Below are 18,050 nucleotides of genomic sequence, written 5' to 3' on the forward strand. Positions count from 1 at the left end.
AGTCTTAGTATGCTCCTACTCCTCCGTCGGCCCGATCCGCACGCTGCCGTAGCGCGCCATAACCGAGAAGCAGCCGTCGGACTCGATCCGATCCGCGTCCTTATCCAGGTAATAGAAGACGTTCTCTCCATCGATGTTCAGCACGATGCGCACCCCGTTCGCCTCGTTGATCGCTCCGACCTGAACCCGCTTGCGAACGCCGAACGGCAGGACGTCGTTCGGATAAGCTTCGCCTCCCTGACTCGTATACCCGGTCACATTGCCGAAGATGACGGTGCGAACGCCGTTGTTGAAGCGCTGCAGCTCAATCTCGTTCGGCTTGATGACAACGGCATAGGCGGTGTCGAGAGGCACGGCCAGATTCTGGTTGCGAATCTCGATGACCTCCCATCCCGCTTCCGCTTCGATCGTCATATCGAACGCAAGCAGCTCGTCGCCGAACGCTTGACCGTCGTAATAGCCTTGCCCGGAAGGAGTCGTCAGACGAACGCTGCCATTCTCGAACGCCACCGTCCCGGAAGACACCTTCCAGCCGGCGGAGTCCGCAAGCGCATCGTTTAACGAATACGGAGGAACGAGCAGTCCTTCCTCGCTGCTGTATTGAATCACTTCGAGGTCGATCGTGCGCGACAACGACGGCGTCCCGTACGTCGCCAGCGTTACCGACGCCTCTCCCTCTCCGGCGGCCAGCAAGGAGCCGTTCGGCTGCACCGACACGACGCCGCTGTCCGAGCTGACGATCGACAGGTCCGCGAACGCGACCTCCCTGCCGAGATCCGTGACTCCATAGACGCCCGGGTCGAACGTCTCGCCCAGAAGCAGCTTCCGGCTCGAGCCCGAGACGTTGCGCAGCTCTATCGAGACAACCGTATCGCCGACATAAACCTCCGTCTCGAACGTCCAGAGCAGATCTCCCTGAACGATCCTCGTCTCGATTGCGGTCCTCCCATGGGCCATCGCTTCGACGACTCCTCCGGCGCTCACCGTCGCAACGGCGGGATTGCGCGAGCGGTAATCGATCGTCGCTTCGGACAGGTCCGCGAGCTCGCCTTTATTCGTCGTCGCCGACAGGGCAATGGACGCCGTTCCCTCGACCTCGAGCGCCAATTCCTCCGTCACGTCAACTCTCTCCGCACCCAACTCGTACAAGGAACGATAGGCGTTCGACAAGCCGGCATCGGCGATGAGCTGCCGGGCTTCGGTCGGCCAATCCGCGTCGGGGTACACCTGGGTGTTCGTCACCCGAAGGGGGGCGCCGAAGGACGTGTTCACATGTTCGGTTGTCGTGTAGTTATGGTCGAACAGCAATTCCTCTTCCTTGCCGAACGCCCAATAGGCCGGGGACTCTCCCCACATCGGCGTCTCCGTCTGGTCGATGACGTTGTCGCGGAACTCCCAATAATCCGAAGCATTGTCCGCGTAGATCGCCGCCCACTTGTCCAACTGGTTCTGGATGTAGTTCCCGCTGACCGTATTCATCTCTTCGGCAGAGGCTCCCGTGTAGCCCAACGTGTAGATGGCGCCGCCGTCGTATATCCCCGCTCCCATCAAGTCGTGAATGTAGTTGTTCTCGATCCGGACCTGCTTCTGCCCCGCGCTGACGAAGCTGTACCAGCCATAACCGACATGAATACCCGAATACGGAATGTTGAAAATATGGTTGCGACTAATCTCCATATCCACCGGGAACCCGGCGGATATGGCCGCAGCCGAGGCGTAGTCGACGCCGATGTCGTGGATGTAATTGTTCGTCACGTCGACGTTCCTCATCACGAGCCGGCTATCCTTCGGGGCATAGATGGCCGGATTGTTCGCGGTCGGCTCGCCGACGTTAATTGCGCCGCCGGATATATCGTACAGGCGATTCCCGTTCACCAGACTGTCCTGCACGCCGTCGATCAGCTTTAATGCCGTGTCGCCAATGTGCTTGAAGGTGTTGCCCTCGAAGACGATGTGATGCGCCTTCCGGACGGTCACCGCAGCCTCGATCAGCCGATCGTCTTGACCGGGATAACGCAGATGGTTGTTCTGCACGTCGGACAAGCCGTACGAGGTGCTCGGCCACAGCCATGTCGTATAAGCGAACGTGATGCCCTCGAAGCTGATATACCCCGCTCGAGCTCCGAGCGACGAGCCTTCGATGCGAATCAGCTCCTCCAGCACGGGAGCGGTGACGTCCGCCGTCGCCATGTTCTCGAAGGCTCTCGGCTTATAATAGAAGTAAGCCTCGTCCGCATACCATTCGCCTTCCTGGTCCAGCAATTCGTAGGCATTCTCCACATAGACCGGCCCTCGCGTGACCGAAGACGAGCCCTTGGCATTGATCGCCTGCCAGCCCGGCTGCTGCATCGTAAATTCGATGCTCGTTCCGCCTTCGCCCAGCGTCGCCGACTGCACCTTGGCGCGCGGCTGCGTCCAACGCTCCCGGAAGACGAACTCCAGCTCGTCCAGTCGGCTCCACGTTGCCATGTCCGTGTCGGAGCTGCGCACCCCCGCGCTTGTCAGCGTCGCCTCCGTCAACGGCCCTTCGCTTCTGGCGCGAACCGCCCGAATGCCGTTGACGTACAATTGCCTGGTCTCGATTCCGTTCGAGGGAGCCCGATAGATTCCGTTGACGGCATCGTAGAGCTGCCAGCCGGCGATGCCGACTCCTCCGCTGACGATCGGCTCCTCGTTCGGATAAGCTTTGTAGGTCACGCGCTCGTATGCATCGCTTGAATCCCGCTCGTCCAGAAGCAGCGGCTCGCTCAGCTCGTAGAGCCCTCCGCGGAGAATAATGTCGGCGTCCCCGGCCATGGCGGAACCGTTGGCGGTCGCGGAGCGGAAGGCGTCCCGCGCCTTCGTCAAGGTGCGGAACGGCGCCGCCTCCGACCCCGCATTGGCGTCGTTGCCAAGCTCGGGATCGACATACCATTGATAAGCCGTCGTCCGCGCTTCCACCGTGACGCTGCTGACGTCCGAATGGTTCCCGTCCGCCGTCGTCGCCGTGATCGCCGCCGTTCCGGGGGACTTCGCATACACGGTCCCCAGAACGCTGACCTCCGCCACCGTCTCGTTCGAGCTGGACCACACAACGGCCGTATCGCTCGCGTTCGCCGGCAGCACCGTCGCCGTCAGCGTCTCCTCGGCACCGACGGGCAGCGTCAACGCAACCGGCGATACCTTCACGCCGGTTGCGGGCTGATAATAGACATTCACCGAGCGGGTTGCCGAGTACACCGCCGAGGTGACGGAGTCGGTAACTTGGGCGGTAATGACCGCCGCTCCCGGCTGAATGCCGCGCACGACTCCGGCTGCGTCGACCGCCGCCGTCGCGGCATCGCTGCTGCTCCATGCCACTTCGTAGAACAGGGCGCTGGCCGGCAACACTTCAAGCTCCAGCTTCTCTTCGCTTCCTACCGCAAGCGGAAGCGGAAGCGTCCCGGCGGTCAAGCCGACCGCCTGCACCGGTTCGAATTCATAGGGGGAGACGCGGATGTCGTCGACGGATAAGGCGGCGGCCCCGTCGCCCTTATAGAGACCGAAGCCGATGCGGGTCACTTCTTCTTGCTGCGATTGGAATGCATAGCCGTCCCCGATCATCTTGCCGTCGATAAACACCGCGAACGTCTGCGAAGCCGGGTCCGCAACGAGGTCGAATCGATACCAGCGATTCGCTTCGTATTCGCTTATCAGAGTGATCCAACCGCCTTGATAGACGCGAATCGTTCCGTTGTTGTAGAAGGCGAGCTGGGCGATCGCACCGCCCGGGCCGCGCAGAACCGGAACATAGGCGATGGCATCCGTCTGGGCGACGCTTGCCCGGAAGGAGAGACGCGTGCTGCCCAGCGGGGACTCCAGCGTCTTGTACGCGTAGTAGCTGGCGGTGCTCGCCCCGCTCCGCTCCAGCTTCAGGAACCGGCCGGCTTCCCCCGACGCGGACGTCGTCAACGCTTGGTAGCCGGCAACCGCCGTCTCCCCGTCGAACGAGGCGGGGTACTGATCGAGCGGCTGCGTCTCGAAGTCTTCCTCGAACCCGACGGCCGCCTCAACCGGCGGCGTCTCGGAGATGCGCACCTCGTCGATCGACATGGCGCCCGCGGCGCTCCCCGAATACAAGCCCGCCTGCCATTGCCGCAAGTCCGTCTGGGCTGTTCGGAAGCTTCGGGCGACTGCCAGCAGTTGATCGTCCACGTAGATGTCGAACGTCTGCGTCCCGGCGTCGGCGACGATCTTGAAGTCGTACCATACGTTCGGCGCATAGGAGGCGACGGTGACCCAGCCGGTATCCGCGAACGCTTTGATGTTCCCGTCGCTGTAGAAGGCAAGCTGCGTAATAACGTTCGAATCGCCCCGCAGCACGGCGATAAACGAGATCAGATTCGTCTGCTCCGCCCGCGCGCGAACCTCGACCGTCGCCCGTTCCAAGGCTTCGCTTGCGCCCAGCGTCTTGCCGGCATACGCGGAGACGGTCGTCGCCGCCGTCTTCTCGATTCGGAAGCTCTTGTCCAGCGATTGCGCGTCTTCGACTACGCTTCCCGCGTAATTCGTCTGCGAGGTTAGCGAGCTGAGCGAAGTCGGGTAGGAATTGACGGCATAAGAGCTGAAGTCTTCATAGTAAACATAGGGCGAAGGTTCCTCCGTCTCCGCCATTGCCGCCGGAAACGGCAATGGCAACGGCAGCGCCAGCAGAAGCACCGCTGCAAGTCCGAGCATCCGATTCCTCCATGAACCTCTCATCGAACGTCCCCCTCTACATTAGGTATCCGCGAATCTGCATTTCCTTCCCGACAATCGTTCCGTCCACGGCGTGGAACGACGGCTCCGGCGTGAGGCCGGCCCCGCCTGCCGAAGGCGCGGCATCCCATTCCGAATTCGCTCCCGCCCCCCGTTCCGAGCCCGAGGCCCGGCTCATGGCCAGCCCTGCGGCGAACCCGACCGCCTCGCCCATGCCCACGGCGTTCGCCGTGACGCGGTAGGAAGCGTGCGCGAAGAAGTCGCCGCTGATGCAGCGTCCGGCCAGCGCCAGATTCTCGTACTCGGGAACGAGCAGGCTGCGGTACGGAATCTGATACGGCTTCGTCCGGATGCCTTGATTGCCGTATCCGTGCGTCTGCGACGCATCCGTCGCATGAATGTCCACGGCGAACTTGACGGCGCACACCCCGTCCTCGAACGACCGTCCCGCGACGATGTCCTCAAGCGAGATTGCGTACATCCCGCGAATCCGTCTCCCCTCCCGCAGGCTGATATGCGCATTCGTGGCGACAAGCCGCAGCTCTTCCCAGCCCGCCTGGCCGCGCAGCGCCGCCAGCGCGCGGTGAATCTCCGCGCGCCCCCGCATCGTCGCTTCGGTTATCTTCACGATGTCGTCGCAGCGAACGTCGAATTCGTGATTGACCGCCAATAAATAAAGGCCGCCGAGCGGAAGCCGGATGATCGTCGGCGCCCGGTTGCTCGGCTCGAAGCCGATGGACCGCAAGTAGTCTCCGAACTCCCGCTTGCTCTCGTACGTCTCCATCACCCGGAAGCGCTCCGGCACTCCCGTCACGACCGCCTGCATGCTGGCCGGCTGAATCAGCCCGGAATCCGGATGCCCCATGTCGTACCCGCAGCCTGCCAGCGCGGCCAGATCGCCGTTGCCGGTGCCGTCGACGAAGAGCTTGGCTCCGAAGGCGATGCGTCCTTGCGCGCATTCCGCCGTTATCGCGCGCAGGCGGCCGCCCTCCGCGACGGCGCTTGTCACGCGGGAATGCAGCAGGACGTCGATGCCCGCCTCCCGGCACAGGTCCTCCAGCAATCGCTTCATCGTCTCGATATCGTAGACGAAGTTATGCTCGTTGCCGCGCGGCAGCGTCGCCCCTTCGTTCCCGAGCCGTGTCTTGATCTCGCGAAGCAGCCCGCCCTTGCCTTCGACATCGAGCACCAAGGCCAGTTGCCCGGACGTCCAGACGCCGCCAAGGCAGCCGCCGGCCTCGATTAGCAGCGTGCGCAGCCCCTGCCCCGCGGTCGACCAGGCGGCCGACAAGCCGGCCGGTCCCGCTCCGCATACGATGACGTCATACTCCCGAAGCAACGGCGTCCGCAGCGACTCTTCCACCGCGGCTCCGTTCATGATCCCGCTCATTATTCGTTCCCTTGCCAGCTCCTCCATGTTGTCCTCCCTCTTGCTCCCTATTCTCTTGCACTGTTCTCTTGCTCCTGTTCTCTTGCTCCTGTTCTCTTGCTTCCCTCTTCTCTTGCTTCCTGTTCTCTTGCGAATCCGACTCGACTCTTACGGCCTTGTTGTCATATAAACCGCCGGCAGCCCGTCCCGGTCCGAGGTGAACACGATTCGCCGCTCGTCCGGATGGAACGCGGGATGCGGATGCGAATCCTGATTCGTCCCGTAGGCGTTCCAGCTCGTATCGTGCGCGCATACGATCTCCTCGGTGCGCTCGAGCAGATTCGCCGCGTACAAGTACGGCGCTTCGCTCGTCTGCCCGTCGCCGACCGCCAGGGTGAACGCCTCATTCGCGATGAAGTGGCAATAAGGCGAGCTCTCCATCATCGGCGTCTCGGCCAAGGTGACCGCATCGATCTTCAGCAGCAGCTCGCGCAGCTCCGAGGACTCCGTTCGGGGCCTGTACGTGGCCGGGTCCACGACCTCTTCCGAGCCGCCGCTCCCCAAGGCGGCCTGCTGCCGATACACGCAGGCGACCGCGCTGCCGTCCGCCAGCCAGAATTCGTGCGAGATCATCTCGCCCGGCTGCTGGGGACGCATGCAGCGAATCGCCCCGTCGGCGGCGTTCGCCAGCCACAATCGCGCATCGACGCGGTGCGACGGCCCTTCGTGGCAGTACAGGATCGTCGCCGGGTCTCCCGGCCGGGGCTGCGGATGCCCGAGCCAGCAGCGCTCCTCGTGCACGATCCGGACGCGGCCCGTCGGCAGATGAACGCTGACGATCCGGCACAGCGGCCTCGCCGCCCATTGCGCTTCGAAGACGACCCAGCCACCGTCCGAGACCAGGCGGTCTTCCGCGCGCATCTCCACCGTCGCGATCCATTCGCCGTCCGCGCTGAGCCCCGGATTGTCGTAGCCGACCCAACCCTCCGGCGTCTCGTAGACGACGGACTCCCGCAGCGTCGCCAAGACCAGCCGCACGATCGAATTGCCCCGGCAGAAGAACAGCGCGCGGCCGTCCGGCGACAGATTGGCGCTGAAGTCGAGGATATTGTCGGAGTCCGTCAGTTGCAGCTCCTCTTGCTCCTCCAGATTCAGCAGGTACAGATTGCGCCGTCCCTCGCGGCGAATCGCGACGACCAGGCCGCTTCCGTCCGCCGTGAAGATCCGGTTATAGAAGTACGGATGGTGACTCAGCTCCTGCGGATCGGTCAAGCGCCGAATCGTTCGGCCGGTCACCCTGTCCGCGAACTCGTGCACGTGCAGCTTCCTTCTGTCTCCGATAGCCACTGCCTTCACCTACCCTTTAACCGAGCCCGACGACAGGCCCTTGACGATTTGTTCTTGGAAAAAAACGTAGATAATAACAACGGGAATAATCGTAATCACGATACCTGCGCAGATGAGTCCGTACTCGCTCGAGTACTCCCCCTTGAAGTTGGCCAGCCCGATCGGCAGCGTGCGCAGCTTGTCGGTCGCCAGCAGCACCGAGGCGTACACGTATTCGTTCCACGCGCCGATGAAGTCCAGAATCGCGAGCGTCGCCATTCCCGGCACGCTCAGCGGAATGATGATCTTGCCGTACATGCGCCAGTAGCTGCAGCCGTCGACGATGGCCGCCTCCTCCAGCTCGGCGGGAATCGACTTCATGAACCCGACCAGAATAAACACCGCCCGCGGCAAGCCGAACACCCCGTAAATAAGAATCAAGGACAGCAGATTGTTGCGCAGCCCGAGCTCGTTCATCTTCAGGAACGTCGGCAGCATGAGCGATTGCAGCGGAATCGCCATGCCGATCACGAACAGCCCCGACAACAGCGCGTTGCCCCGGAACCGGAATCTCGCGATCGCGTAAGCGAGCATCGACCCGAACAGCAGCGTGAACAGGACGCTGATCGACGCGACAAAGATGCTGTTCCAGAAGTACGTGCTCATGTTGGCGCTCTCCCAAGCCCGGACATAGTTGTCCAGGGTCCAGTTCTCCGGCAGGGAGAACGGGCTGCGGAAAATCTCGCGGTTGCTCTTGAAGGAGCTGGCGAATATCCAGGCGAACAGGAACAGCGAGATGGTGGCATACAGCCACAGGAACCCGTATTTGCACGTACCGATAACAAACCTTCGAATCGTCATCATTGCACCCAGCGCCTCCTATCGATCCATTCGGTTCGAGAACTGCTTCACCAGAACGGAGATGACGACCGCAATTCCCATAATGCTGACGGCGATGGCGCTGCCGTACCCGTAGTTCATTAGATTGAAGCCTTCGCTGTACATGTAGCTGCCGGTCACTTCCGTCCGGTGCAGCGGCCCGCCTTGCGTCAGAATCAGGATGAAGTCGAACGTCTTGAATGCGCTCGTGATCGCGAGCACCAGGCACAAGCCGATCACGCCCGAGATCATCGGGATGATGATCCGCGTCAGCTTCCGGAACGCGTTCGCCCCGTCCATCTCCGCCGCCTCCAGCACCTCCGGGGATAAGCCCTGCAAGCCCGCGAGCAGAATGATCATCATCAGGCCGAGCTGCCCCCAGACAAGCGGCATGGACACGGCGGACATCGCCGTCGCCGGGTCGGACAGCCACACTCTCGTGTACTCTCCCAGGCCGATTTTCCGAAGCAGTGTGTTCAAGATCCCGAAGTAATTCTCGTAAATAAACTGGAACATCAGCGCCGTTGCCACGCTGGAGACGATGACCGGAATGAAGTAGACGGTTCGCAGGAACTTGAACGCCCGCACCTCGGTATACAGCAAGTACGCCAGCAGCAGCGCAACCGGGATCATCAGCAGCACGAGGAACGCGAGCAGATGCAGCGTGTTGAGCAAGGAACGGTAGAACACCGGGTCCGCGAACAGCTCCTTGAAGTTATCGAGGGCAATGAACGCCTTGGGGGAGATCGCATCCCAATCGAAGAAGCTGTAATAGACCACCTCGCCAATGGGACTGAGAAAAAAATACGCATACAGCAGAAGCGAAGGCAACGTGAATGTCGCGATCAGCAGCCGTTGTTGTCTCTTCATGGGCACAGCTTCCTTTCCCGTTAAAAAGCGATTGAGATTCTCGGGAAGAAGAACCTCAATCGCTTATCCGCGTTACGGCTCGAAGGCCGGATTCGGGTTGTTCTTGATGCCTTCTTCGAACAATTGGGCGTATTGCTCCGGCGTGATATCGTTCAGGTACAGCCGGGTCTTGAGGTCGTTGTACACCTTGCTCGCCTCCGCGGAGAGCAGGTCGTTATGGTCCGGGAAGGTCTTCACTTCGCCGGAGTCGCGCAGCTTGAACGCCTTCGCGAGCATCGGATGCATGTCGGAGGAGCGGTCCCAGACGACCGGACTCGGGTTGCCGGAGACGACCTCAAGCTCCTTGCCGACCTCGGTGCCGGCCAGATACTTGGCAAGCTCCCACGCCGCCTCGCGCTTGTTCTCATCCTCGTACGCCCGCTCGCTGATATACACGAAGTAGCCGACTCCGGATGTCATGTAAGCGTCGCCGTCCGGCTTCAGCTTCGGGAACGGAACGACCTCGACCTGGTCGAACAGATCCTCCGCCACGCTGCCAAGCGTCCAACTGTGCTGGTAGTACATCGGCGACATGCCGGTGTTGAACAGCTCGAGCGCCTGCAAGGTGCCCAGCGTCTCCATCCCTTCCGGGAAGGCGCCCAGCTCGACCAGCTCGCGGACATGGGAAGCCGCCTCGACAAGCCGCTCGTCGTACTCCTCCTTGCCGATCAGCCGGTCGCGGACCGATTCGCCGTACAACTGGTCGTTCAGGTTCGACAGAATGGCCCGGGTCGTTCCGTCATTGGCCGCGATCGGGATCAGCCCCTTCGCCTTGAACGCCTTGACCGCTTCCTTCAATTCGTCGAACGTCTCCGGAACCTTGATGCCGGCGTCCGCGAACATCTTCGTATTGACGAGGAAGTTCATCATATTGGCTTCGATCGGCAAGCCGTAAATCCGTCCCTTGTAGGTAACCGAATCGTAGGCGTTGTCGATATAACGGCCTTCCAGCTCCGGGTCGCCGGCGATCAGGTCGGTCAGATCGGCAACCTTCTCGTTGGCGATGTAGCTCGCCGTATCGCGCGCTCCCCAGTGAAGGAAGACGTCCGGCGGATCGTTGGCGGCCATCTCGGTCACGATTTTCTCGCGGATGCCGTTGCCCGGCGCCGTCTCCACGTTCAGCGTAATGTAATCGTGGGAAGCGATAAACCGGTCGATGGCCGGCTCGAACGCCGCCGCCATCGCGACCTCTCCCGTCCATCCGTGCGCCAGCGTCAGCTCGACCGGCTGCTTCGCCGTTCCCTCCTGCGCCGTCCCGCTGGACGCCGCGGGCGAGCTCGCCCCTGCGGGGCTTGCGGAGGAATTCCCTCCGTTCGCGTTCCCGTTGCCGTTGCCCGAGCAAGCGGCCAGCAGCAGCATCGCGCTTGCCAGCATGACCCCAATCTTCATCGTAGACTTTCTCATAGTGGACTCCCTTCCAGTTGACTTCCCCTTCAGTATAGAAATCAGCCGCGATTGCAGCCTTGAGATTCGTTTGAAGAACCTTGAGTTTTTTTGGATCGGTCCCACTAGGCAAAAAACACCCATGATCGGCACGAAGGGAAGTGTCGTTCATGAGTGCGGGACGGGGCGGACGGGGCAGTTGGGAGGACAGTTGGGAGGTGGGAGGACAGAACGGATAGACAGTTCCGGTTACACGCCGGACTCCCCCTTGCGGAATTGATTCGGCGCGCAGCCGCATGTTTTGCGGAAGAGCGTCGTGAAGTAGTTCGGATCGTCGTACCCGACCTTGGCGGCGACTTCGGCTATCTTGAGGTCCGTGTTCGCGAGCAGCAGCCTCGCCTGCGACATTCTCCGCTTGGTCACGTAATTGACGAAGCCTTCCCCGGTCTCCTTCTTGAATATGGTGCTCAGATAGGTCGGGTTGAAGTGAACGAACGCCGCGGCATCGGACAGGCTGCAGGACTCGGAGTAGCGCTCTTCGACGAAGGCGATCACCCGCTTGATCGTATCCCGGTTGTTGTCCCGCTGCCAGGTCTCCAGCCTGTCGAAGAACTGTCCGCTCGCCTGCCGGAGCACGGCCAGCATCTCGTCCTTGCTTCCGCTCGGCGCATACCTCTCCGCAGGAAGCTCCAGCTCCGCGTTCAAGATTCTCCGGCACAGCTTGTCCAGCACGATGGACAGCAGGGACACCCGGTTGCGCACGACCTGCGGCGGCAGCGCCTCCGTCTCCAGGCGGCCGATCTCCTCGGCCACCTGCGCCTTCAGCGAGACCAGCTTGCCTTCCTCGACGAGATAGCTCCAATCGTCGACGAGAAGCTGCGAGTGCTGGAGCAGGTCGTTCAGCTCTCCCGGCTCGCCGGGCGCTTCGCCCCCTTGCGGCGAGCCGGAAGCCCGCGCCTCGTCCCGCAGCGTCTCCGCCGCCAATGACGGAAGCTGCTCCAGCCTGCGGACGGGGCCCGGAACGGCCAGCTTGGGCGCGGCGCCGAGCAGTTGGTCCAACGTGCCGGGCAGCCGCTTCAGCCACTCCGGCGCCATGGAGCCGTTCTCCTCCGAATCGATCTTCCCCTTCGAATCGACCAACAGCGCGGCGGCATGGCGGCCGATGAAGACCATCTGCAGCCGGTCGCCGCTGCCTTCCGCCAATTCCTCCGCGATATTCCGCACGGCGAAGTGCAGCAGAGCCGTCTCTCCGTCGAACTTGCTCGCCATTCCGTCAAGCCCGGTCAGGAAGCCGCAGAGCCAGCCGACGATCCTCGTCTCCAATGCCTGCCGCTCCGCCGGCTCCGGCGGTATGCCCAGAATAACCTGCCGGAGCAGCGCTTCCTCCCGCAATTGCTCGTTCAGCCGCCGCTGCCGGTGCTCCTTATCCACGGTGCGGTAGCATTCGTCGAGCGTGCGGATCACTTCCTCCTCGGGACACGGCTTCAGCAGGAAGTCCATCACTCCGTACTTCAACGCCGACCGCGCGTACTCGAAGTCCTTGTACCCGGTCAGAATGACAATTCGGGTCGGCAGACCGAGCCGCTGCACCTCCTTGGCCACCTCGATTCCGCTAAGCAGCGGCATCCGGATGTCCACAATCGCCAGGCTCGGCCGCAGCTCTTCGATTCGCTTCAAGCCCTCCTCGCCGTTCCGCGCTTCCGCAACGACCTTCCAGCCGACGGTATGCTCGGCGATCAGCTTCGCCAATCCCTTGCGGATGATCTGCTCGTCGTCGATCAGAATGATCTCATATCCCATGAACCTCTGCCTCCGTTCCTTCTTGCGGGGCGAGCTCGAACGGCAGCCGCAGCCGCATCGTCGTTCCCTCCCGCTCGATGCTGTCGATCTCCAGGCCGTACGGCTGACCGTACGCCAGAGCGATTCTCCGAATGACGCTGTGGACGCCCAGATGCACCCGATCCGAGTCGAATGCCGAACGGAGCAATCGGTCCGCCCGCTCCTGCGGCATGCCGATTCCGTTATCGCTGATCTCGATCACAAGCCGAGGCCGATTGTCCACTCCATCCTCCGCCTGCTCCCGATACATGCGCAGCGTAAGCAGGCAGCGCTCCGCCGCCGAATGCCGGAACCCGTGAACGAAGGCGTTCTCCACGATCGGCTGCAGCAGAAGCGGCATGATTCGGCAGGCCAGCACCTCTTCGTCGACACATTGCCTCACCTCCAGCACGTCCTCGAACCGGCAGCTCTGGATTTTCAAATAACGGTTGATCTGAATCAGCTCGTCCTTGACCGTCGTCGCCTTGCCCGCAGGCTCGAGCGAATAGCGGAGCATGTCCGAGAGCGCAATGATCAGCTCCGCGTTGTCCCGGTCCTCCTGCAAGTACAAGCGCCAATAAATCATATCGAGAGTATTGTATAGAAAATGCGGATTGAGCTGGGCCTGGAGCGCCTTCAGTTCCGCCTCCCGCTCGCGAAGCTGCTTCTCGTACACCTCCTTGATCAACGTATCGATATGCTCGAGCATGTGATTGAAGCTGTCCCCGAGGAACGCCAGCTCGTCGCGGGTGCGAATCTTCACTCTCGTCTCCAATTGCCCCTGCCGCACGCGCCGCATGGCCGCCACCAACCCGCTCATCGGCTTAAACAGACTCTGGATGGCGAACATCACGAGCAGCGCGGACAACCCGATGCCGACCACGCCTCCGATAAGCGAGACGCTCAGAATGTATCGGCTCTTCTCCTTCAAGGTCGAATAGGAGTTGCGGGCGATCAAGCGGAATCCGGTAAGGTCCGACTGCGCTTCGCCGGAGATGTACGCATCCTCTTCCGCCGCCAGCGCCTCCCTCAGCTCCGGCAGGCCCGCGAACGCCTTGTCGTCCGTATACAGCAGGCTTCCGTCCCCGTCCAGCAGATAGGTGTTGCCGTCCCTGTTCTTCATCATGCTCTGCAATTCGTTCATGAAGTAGCGCTCGTGGAACACGAATGCCAGAACGCCGTAGTTCTCCAGACGCTCGTTCTTCATCCAGCGCGCCGCCACGATGACCTCGCTGTCCGCGCTTCCCGCCGTCAGCAGGTCGGCCAGCGAAGTCCGGTACCAGATCAGCTCTCCGTCGGAAGGAGCCAATCTCTCCTGCAATTCCAGGTAAGCGCTCTCGTTCAGAGGCTTCGACAGGAACGAATTGGCCGGTCTGAACTGCACGCCCCCGTTGTTGAACAGATTGATCGACATAAGCTGCGATTCCGACACCATAACCTGATCGAGCATCGTCTGGATCGCCTGCACCTCGTAATAGCTGCGATCGGCTTGGGTAAGCAGAGAGACCAACCGCTCGTTCCAAATAATCTGGTTGGACAGCTTGTAGCTGCCCTGCACGCGCTGGTCGATCGTATGCATCATCTGCTCGACGGTCTGGGAGAATTGGTCGCGCACCTCGTCCCTGGCTATCTGCACATGCAGCAAGTAGACGATGTATCCGGATACAAAGAACACGACGCTGAGGATGGCCGCCAAGCTGAAGACGACCTTCTGCTTGAGATTGCCGCTGGGCAGCGCTCCTTGTTCCTTCTCGCGTGGCATCGCAATCCCCTCCTCCAAATTAGGACAATAGTATGTTATTCTGGTTGTTGTCAAGGGAGGCTTGCAGAAACATGTGGATCTGGAACAAACGAAAGGGATCATCGCCTGAGCTTGAAGCGCTTCGACGACTTGAGAATGCTATGCAAGGTCAGAATGAGCTGAACCAGGCGGTTCAGGAGCAGCTCGGCAAGCTCGCGAGGCTGCAATACAGAAACGGGCAGGAAACGTCTGCACTGCTTGAACAGCTTGGCGGGCAAATCAGGAAAGACGCCGAGTGGAGGGATACGGAAGCGGACCTCCGTCGCGAGCAAGAGGCGCGCGAACGGGTCCTGCAGACCATGACCGACACGGCAATCTCCTGGCTCGACGATCTGGATGCCGTGATCGGGCGGCTGCACGGCGAGGAGCAGGCCGACTGGAGCAGGCTGCTGCGGATGTGGTGCGGTCAAATAACCGATATGCTTGCGCTGGCAGGCATTCACGAGTTGCAGGTGCTTGGCTCATCCTTCGATCCCGGATGGTGCGAGGCGATCGGTACCCGTCCCCGCGAGTTGTCAGGTCCCGCTTCTGCAGGCAATAACGAGAAGCCCTCCGAGGCTCGTATTCCCTATCAAGTGGTAGAAGTAGTGAGAAGAGGATTCGCGATGCGTGACGGCGCCCTGCTGCGCAAAGCTCAGGTCATAACTTTAGAGGAGAAATCTGCGTATGACGAATCCCGTTCATTCTGAGGAGCAAACCTATCGGCCGATTGTCGGCATCGACCTGGGTACGACAAATTCTGCTATCGCTTTTATTCAACATGGACAGCCCCGGCTAATGTCTTCACCAAAAAAAGAAACGATCATTCCGTCCGTTGTGCTCATCGACCCCAAGGAACGGGTCATTGTCGGCGAGGATGCCCGCAGCGCCCTGGTCGCCATGCCGGATCGCGCGATTGCGGCGGTTAAGCGAAAAATGGGGTCTGAGGAGCCAATTGTCATAGCAGGACAACAGTTGCTCCCGCAGGAAGTATCGGCCCTGATCCTTAAAGAGCTGAAGACCTATGCCGATGCGGTATTCGGGGAAGGCGAGAAAGAAGCCGTAATTACCGTGCCGGCCTACTTTACGGACGCTCAACGGCGTGCCACGAAGCAGGCGGGGGAACTGGCCGGCTTTGTCGTCGAGCGCATTATCAACGAGCCGACAGCGGCGGCGCTTGCCTTCGGGCTGGCGCATCTGGATGAAGACAAAACGTTTCTCGTTTATGATCTGGGCGGCGGCACATTCGACGTATCCGTTCTTGAGCAGATGAGCGGCGTTATCGAGGTCAAGGCCTCGACCGGCAACAATCTCCTTGGCGGAGAGGACTTCGACTGGAAGCTCGTCGAGTTGTTCGCCGAGCGGATCAGAACCGAGCACGGAGTAGAGCCGTTGGAGGATATCCGCGCGAAGGCACTGTTAAAGGAAGAAGCCGAGAGAGTAAAAAAGCGATTGAGCGCAGCCGAGGTGGTATCCGTCGCGTTGCCGCTTGTCACCGTAAAGGACAATCGGCCCGTCGGTCTGACGCTGGACGTTACCCGAGAGCAATTCGTCGCTTTAATCGAGGACAAGCTGGAGGAGACTCTCGAATGCGTGCGCTCCGTGCTTCGGGAAGCCGAACTGCAGCCGGAGCAGATCGATGAAGTGCTGCTCGTCGGCGGCTCCACCCGAATTCCACGCGTACAAGAGAAAATCGTCGCGTTGCTGGGAAAGAAGGTGCGCACCGACGTTAATCCGGACGAGGCAGTCGCTCTGGGCGCCGCCGTTCAGGCCGGACTGAAGGCCGGCTCGCTGTCGGACAGCGGTCTCGTCGCGACCGACGTCGCCCCTTATTCTATGGGGATTGCCGTGTTGAAGCCGAACAAGCAACTGCGAGAGCAGCCCGGCGGCTTCGCCGCAATTATAGAACGCAATACGACGATCCCGGTCACGCGAACCAAGCCCTTCTTTACATCGGCGCCGGGTCAAACCTCGGTCTCGATCGAACTATATCAGGGCGAGCACGAATGGGTCAAGCACAATCATTTGCTCGGCCAATTTTTACTCGAGGGCATTCCGGCGAATTTGGAGCGGCAGGAGCAGATTGAGATTACTTTCCGCTATAATCTGAACGGCATTCTGGAGACAACGGCCAAGTGCGTCTCTACCGGCAAGCAAATGACCGTCACCGTGCAGGACGGTCTCAACCGCGAATCGCAGGCGTCGTTCCGCGATAGTGCTAGCAGGCTGGAGGCTCTCTGGTCGAGCGCACCGGCAGACGACGGACAGGCGGATGAGCCGGAAGACTGGAATTCCATTCTGGAAGAAATCTCTCTTCCGGCTGACCTGGAGGACGACATCGCGCAGCCGGATTCCGGCGAGCTCCGGCAGACGGCGGAGCGGCTGCTGCAGCGCATGCGAAGCATGCCGGACCTGACCGGACTGACGGCAGAGCGGACCCAGGCCGCCATTCAGCGGCTGGAGGCAGCCCGTTCTGCGGATGATCTCCTCGCGCTGCAGGAAGCAATTGACGATGCTACCGACCTGCTGATTGAACTGGAATTCTGATCTGAATTGGAGGAGTAAGCTATGGAGCGCGCTGCGCCTGCCAGACGCAGGACAACCAAGAAGCCGAAGGTGGAAAATTACTACAAAATACTCGGTTTGCGGGCCAATGCCTCTGCGGACTCGATTAAAGCCAGCTACATTCGTCTGGTCAAGCAGTTCCCGCCGGAGCAGCATCCCGAGGAGTTCCAGCAAATCAGACGCGCCTACGAGACGCTGAGAAACCCGGCCAAACGCAAGGAATACGATTTTCAGCGCAAGTACGGCGGTTCCATTAGCAAGCTGATGGACGAAGCTTACGACTTAATGGAGGATGCGCAGTTTGACAAGGCCAAAGCGCTTTTCCGCAAAGCGCTGGAATTCTCCCCCAATGCGGTCGGGGCCAGAATCGGCTTGATCCAGGCACTGATGTTAAATGAGGAGCCTGAAGCGGCTCATGAGGAAATTGTGCTGCTGATGGAGATGGACAAGTCCGAGGAGGATCAGCGTCACACGTTTCTTTGGGTTGCCAAGCTTCTTCTGGACTTGGGAGAGCCTGAAGAAGCGCTGCGATACCTTGATCAGGCGAGAGAGAAATTCCCCGATTATTCCAGCATGTTCATGCCGCTGACGATCGTTGTCTATCGGGCGCTTGATCGTACGGAAGAAGCATTCTCCCTGATTGAATCCCGTCTTTCCGACGTTGACAGCCAACAGCCCGACGACCTCCCCTTGTTTACCGACTGGATCAATGCCATGCTCGCTCTTGGCAAACGGCAGTACTGGAGCAAAGTCAAACCTCGCGTCAAAAAATTTCTTAAATCAATTACCGACGAGGACGACCGTACGATCGCGATCAATGCGCTGATGGATGAGTGCAACGATTACATCAAAGGATCCATGTTCCAACACGCGGAATTTTTCGTCGAACTGGCCGGCTTCCTGGACGGCAAAAACGAGACCGTGCGCGCAGCCAAGCAATCCCTGAACTACTGCATTCGTCTGCAAATAGAACTGGAGCGCATGCCCGCCGAACATATTCTGCAGCCGGCCACAGGAATGGCTGCGTTGATGTTCTATCAGGAAGAATTCAACGGCAAGCAAGGCAACGTTATGGCTGAAATTCTGGAGTCGATTGACCTGTTCGGCGCTCCGACGAACCCGGCGGAGGAGCTGCGGCAGCTGCGGATTCGTTATCCGCTTGTGTACCATCAATATCGGGAGCAATGGGACGATTGGTTTGATAAGCAATCTTCCCGGTCCTGACGGACGCACGTTCGGGTTCGGCATTCGATCGCCAAGGGGCGTATCTCACAGGAGCGACAACGCCCCGTGAGATACGCCCCT

General features: G+C 60.7%; 11 protein-coding genes. 3 read left to right on the forward strand and 8 right to left on the reverse strand.

The window, feature by feature from the left end:
• Positions 1-15: 15 nt before the first annotated feature.
• The 8 genes from E6C55_RS16205 to E6C55_RS16240 form a co-directional block, all read right to left on the reverse strand.
• Complete coding sequence (locus E6C55_RS16205; protein WP_136370857.1) at positions 16-4,719, reverse strand: Ig-like domain-containing protein; 4,704 nt, start codon at positions 4,717-4,719, stop codon at positions 16-18.
• Between the two features lie 13 nt (positions 4,720-4,732).
• Positions 4,733-6,133 carry an FAD-dependent oxidoreductase gene (locus E6C55_RS16210; protein ID WP_136370858.1) on the reverse strand — a complete coding sequence of 467 codons (1,401 nt, stop codon included), beginning with the start codon at positions 6,131-6,133 and terminating at the stop codon, positions 4,733-4,735.
• Positions 6,134-6,253: 120 nt separating this feature from the next.
• Positions 6,254-7,432, reverse strand: a complete 1,179-nt coding sequence (locus E6C55_RS16215) for an oligogalacturonate lyase family protein (RefSeq protein ID WP_168735679.1) — start codon at positions 7,430-7,432, stop codon at positions 6,254-6,256.
• A gap of 9 nt (positions 7,433-7,441) precedes the next feature.
• Positions 7,442-8,275: a carbohydrate ABC transporter permease gene (locus tag E6C55_RS16220; protein WP_136370860.1), complete on the reverse strand. Its 834-nt coding sequence runs from the start codon at positions 8,273-8,275 to the stop codon at positions 7,442-7,444.
• Positions 8,276-8,290: 15 nt separating this feature from the next.
• A complete protein-coding gene (locus E6C55_RS16225) occupies positions 8,291-9,160 on the reverse strand; it encodes a carbohydrate ABC transporter permease (RefSeq protein ID WP_136370861.1) in 870 nt (289 codons plus the stop codon).
• Positions 9,161-9,232: 72 nt separating this feature from the next.
• Complete coding sequence (locus E6C55_RS16230; RefSeq protein ID WP_168735680.1) at positions 9,233-10,603, reverse strand: ABC transporter substrate-binding protein; 1,371 nt, start codon at positions 10,601-10,603, stop codon at positions 9,233-9,235.
• Positions 10,604-10,831: 228 nt separating this feature from the next.
• Positions 10,832-12,382 (reverse strand): response regulator, encoded by a 1,551-nt coding sequence (locus E6C55_RS16235; RefSeq protein ID WP_136370863.1) that lies wholly within the window; start codon positions 12,380-12,382, stop codon positions 10,832-10,834.
• Complete coding sequence (locus E6C55_RS16240; protein WP_168735681.1) at positions 12,372-14,162, reverse strand: cache domain-containing sensor histidine kinase; 1,791 nt, start codon at positions 14,160-14,162, stop codon at positions 12,372-12,374. Before E6C55_RS16240 ends, E6C55_RS16235 begins: the two co-directional genes overlap by 11 nt.
• 71 nt (positions 14,163-14,233) lie before the next feature.
• Here E6C55_RS16240 and E6C55_RS16245 point away from each other — a divergent pair, with 71 nt between their 5' ends.
• Genes E6C55_RS16245 through E6C55_RS16255 form a run of 3 tightly spaced genes read left to right on the forward strand, consistent with a single transcriptional unit; the run spans position 14,234 to position 17,969 of the window.
• A complete protein-coding gene (locus E6C55_RS16245) occupies positions 14,234-14,890 on the forward strand; it encodes a nucleotide exchange factor GrpE (protein WP_168735682.1) in 657 nt (218 codons plus the stop codon).
• Positions 14,868-16,727: an Hsp70 family protein gene (locus E6C55_RS16250; RefSeq protein WP_136370866.1), complete on the forward strand. Its 1,860-nt coding sequence runs from the start codon at positions 14,868-14,870 to the stop codon at positions 16,725-16,727. The genes E6C55_RS16245 and E6C55_RS16250 overlap by 23 nt, the downstream gene beginning before the upstream one ends.
• A 21-nt stretch (positions 16,728-16,748) precedes the next feature.
• Positions 16,749-17,969 carry a J domain-containing protein gene (locus E6C55_RS16255; RefSeq protein ID WP_136370867.1) on the forward strand — a complete coding sequence of 407 codons (1,221 nt, stop codon included), beginning with the start codon at positions 16,749-16,751 and terminating at the stop codon, positions 17,967-17,969.
• Positions 17,970-18,050: the final 81 nt, after the last annotated feature.

Origin of the sequence: Cohnella fermenti (assembly GCF_004801405.1) — a bacterium.
GTDB lineage: Bacteria > Bacillota > Bacilli > Paenibacillales > Paenibacillaceae > Cohnella > Cohnella fermenti.

Bases quoted from the DNA above. Each gene is read 5' to 3' on its own strand.
- E6C55_RS16255 (WP_136370867.1), top strand. From the start codon at position 16,749: ATGGAGCGCGCTGCGCCTGCCAGACGCAGGACAACCAAGAAGCCGAAG.
- E6C55_RS16250 (WP_136370866.1), top strand. From the start codon at position 14,868: ATGACGAATCCCGTTCATTCTGAGGAGCAAACCTATCGGCCGATTGTC.
- E6C55_RS16235 (WP_136370863.1), bottom strand. From the start codon at position 12,382: ATGGGATATGAGATCATTCTGATCGACGACGAGCAGATCATCCGCAAG.
- E6C55_RS16210 (WP_136370858.1), bottom strand. From the start codon at position 6,133: ATGGAGGAGCTGGCAAGGGAACGAATAATGAGCGGGATCATGAACGGA.
- E6C55_RS16230 (WP_168735680.1), bottom strand. From the start codon at position 10,603: ATGAGAAAGTCTACGATGAAGATTGGGGTCATGCTGGCAAGCGCGATG.
- E6C55_RS16240 (WP_168735681.1), bottom strand. From the start codon at position 14,162: ATGCCACGCGAGAAGGAACAAGGAGCGCTGCCCAGCGGCAATCTCAAG.
- E6C55_RS16220 (WP_136370860.1), bottom strand. From the start codon at position 8,275: ATGATGACGATTCGAAGGTTTGTTATCGGTACGTGCAAATACGGGTTC.
- E6C55_RS16225 (WP_136370861.1), bottom strand. From the start codon at position 9,160: ATGAAGAGACAACAACGGCTGCTGATCGCGACATTCACGTTGCCTTCG.
- E6C55_RS16245 (WP_168735682.1), top strand. From the start codon at position 14,234: ATGTGGATCTGGAACAAACGAAAGGGATCATCGCCTGAGCTTGAAGCG.
- E6C55_RS16205 (WP_136370857.1), bottom strand. From the start codon at position 4,719: ATGAGAGGTTCATGGAGGAATCGGATGCTCGGACTTGCAGCGGTGCTT.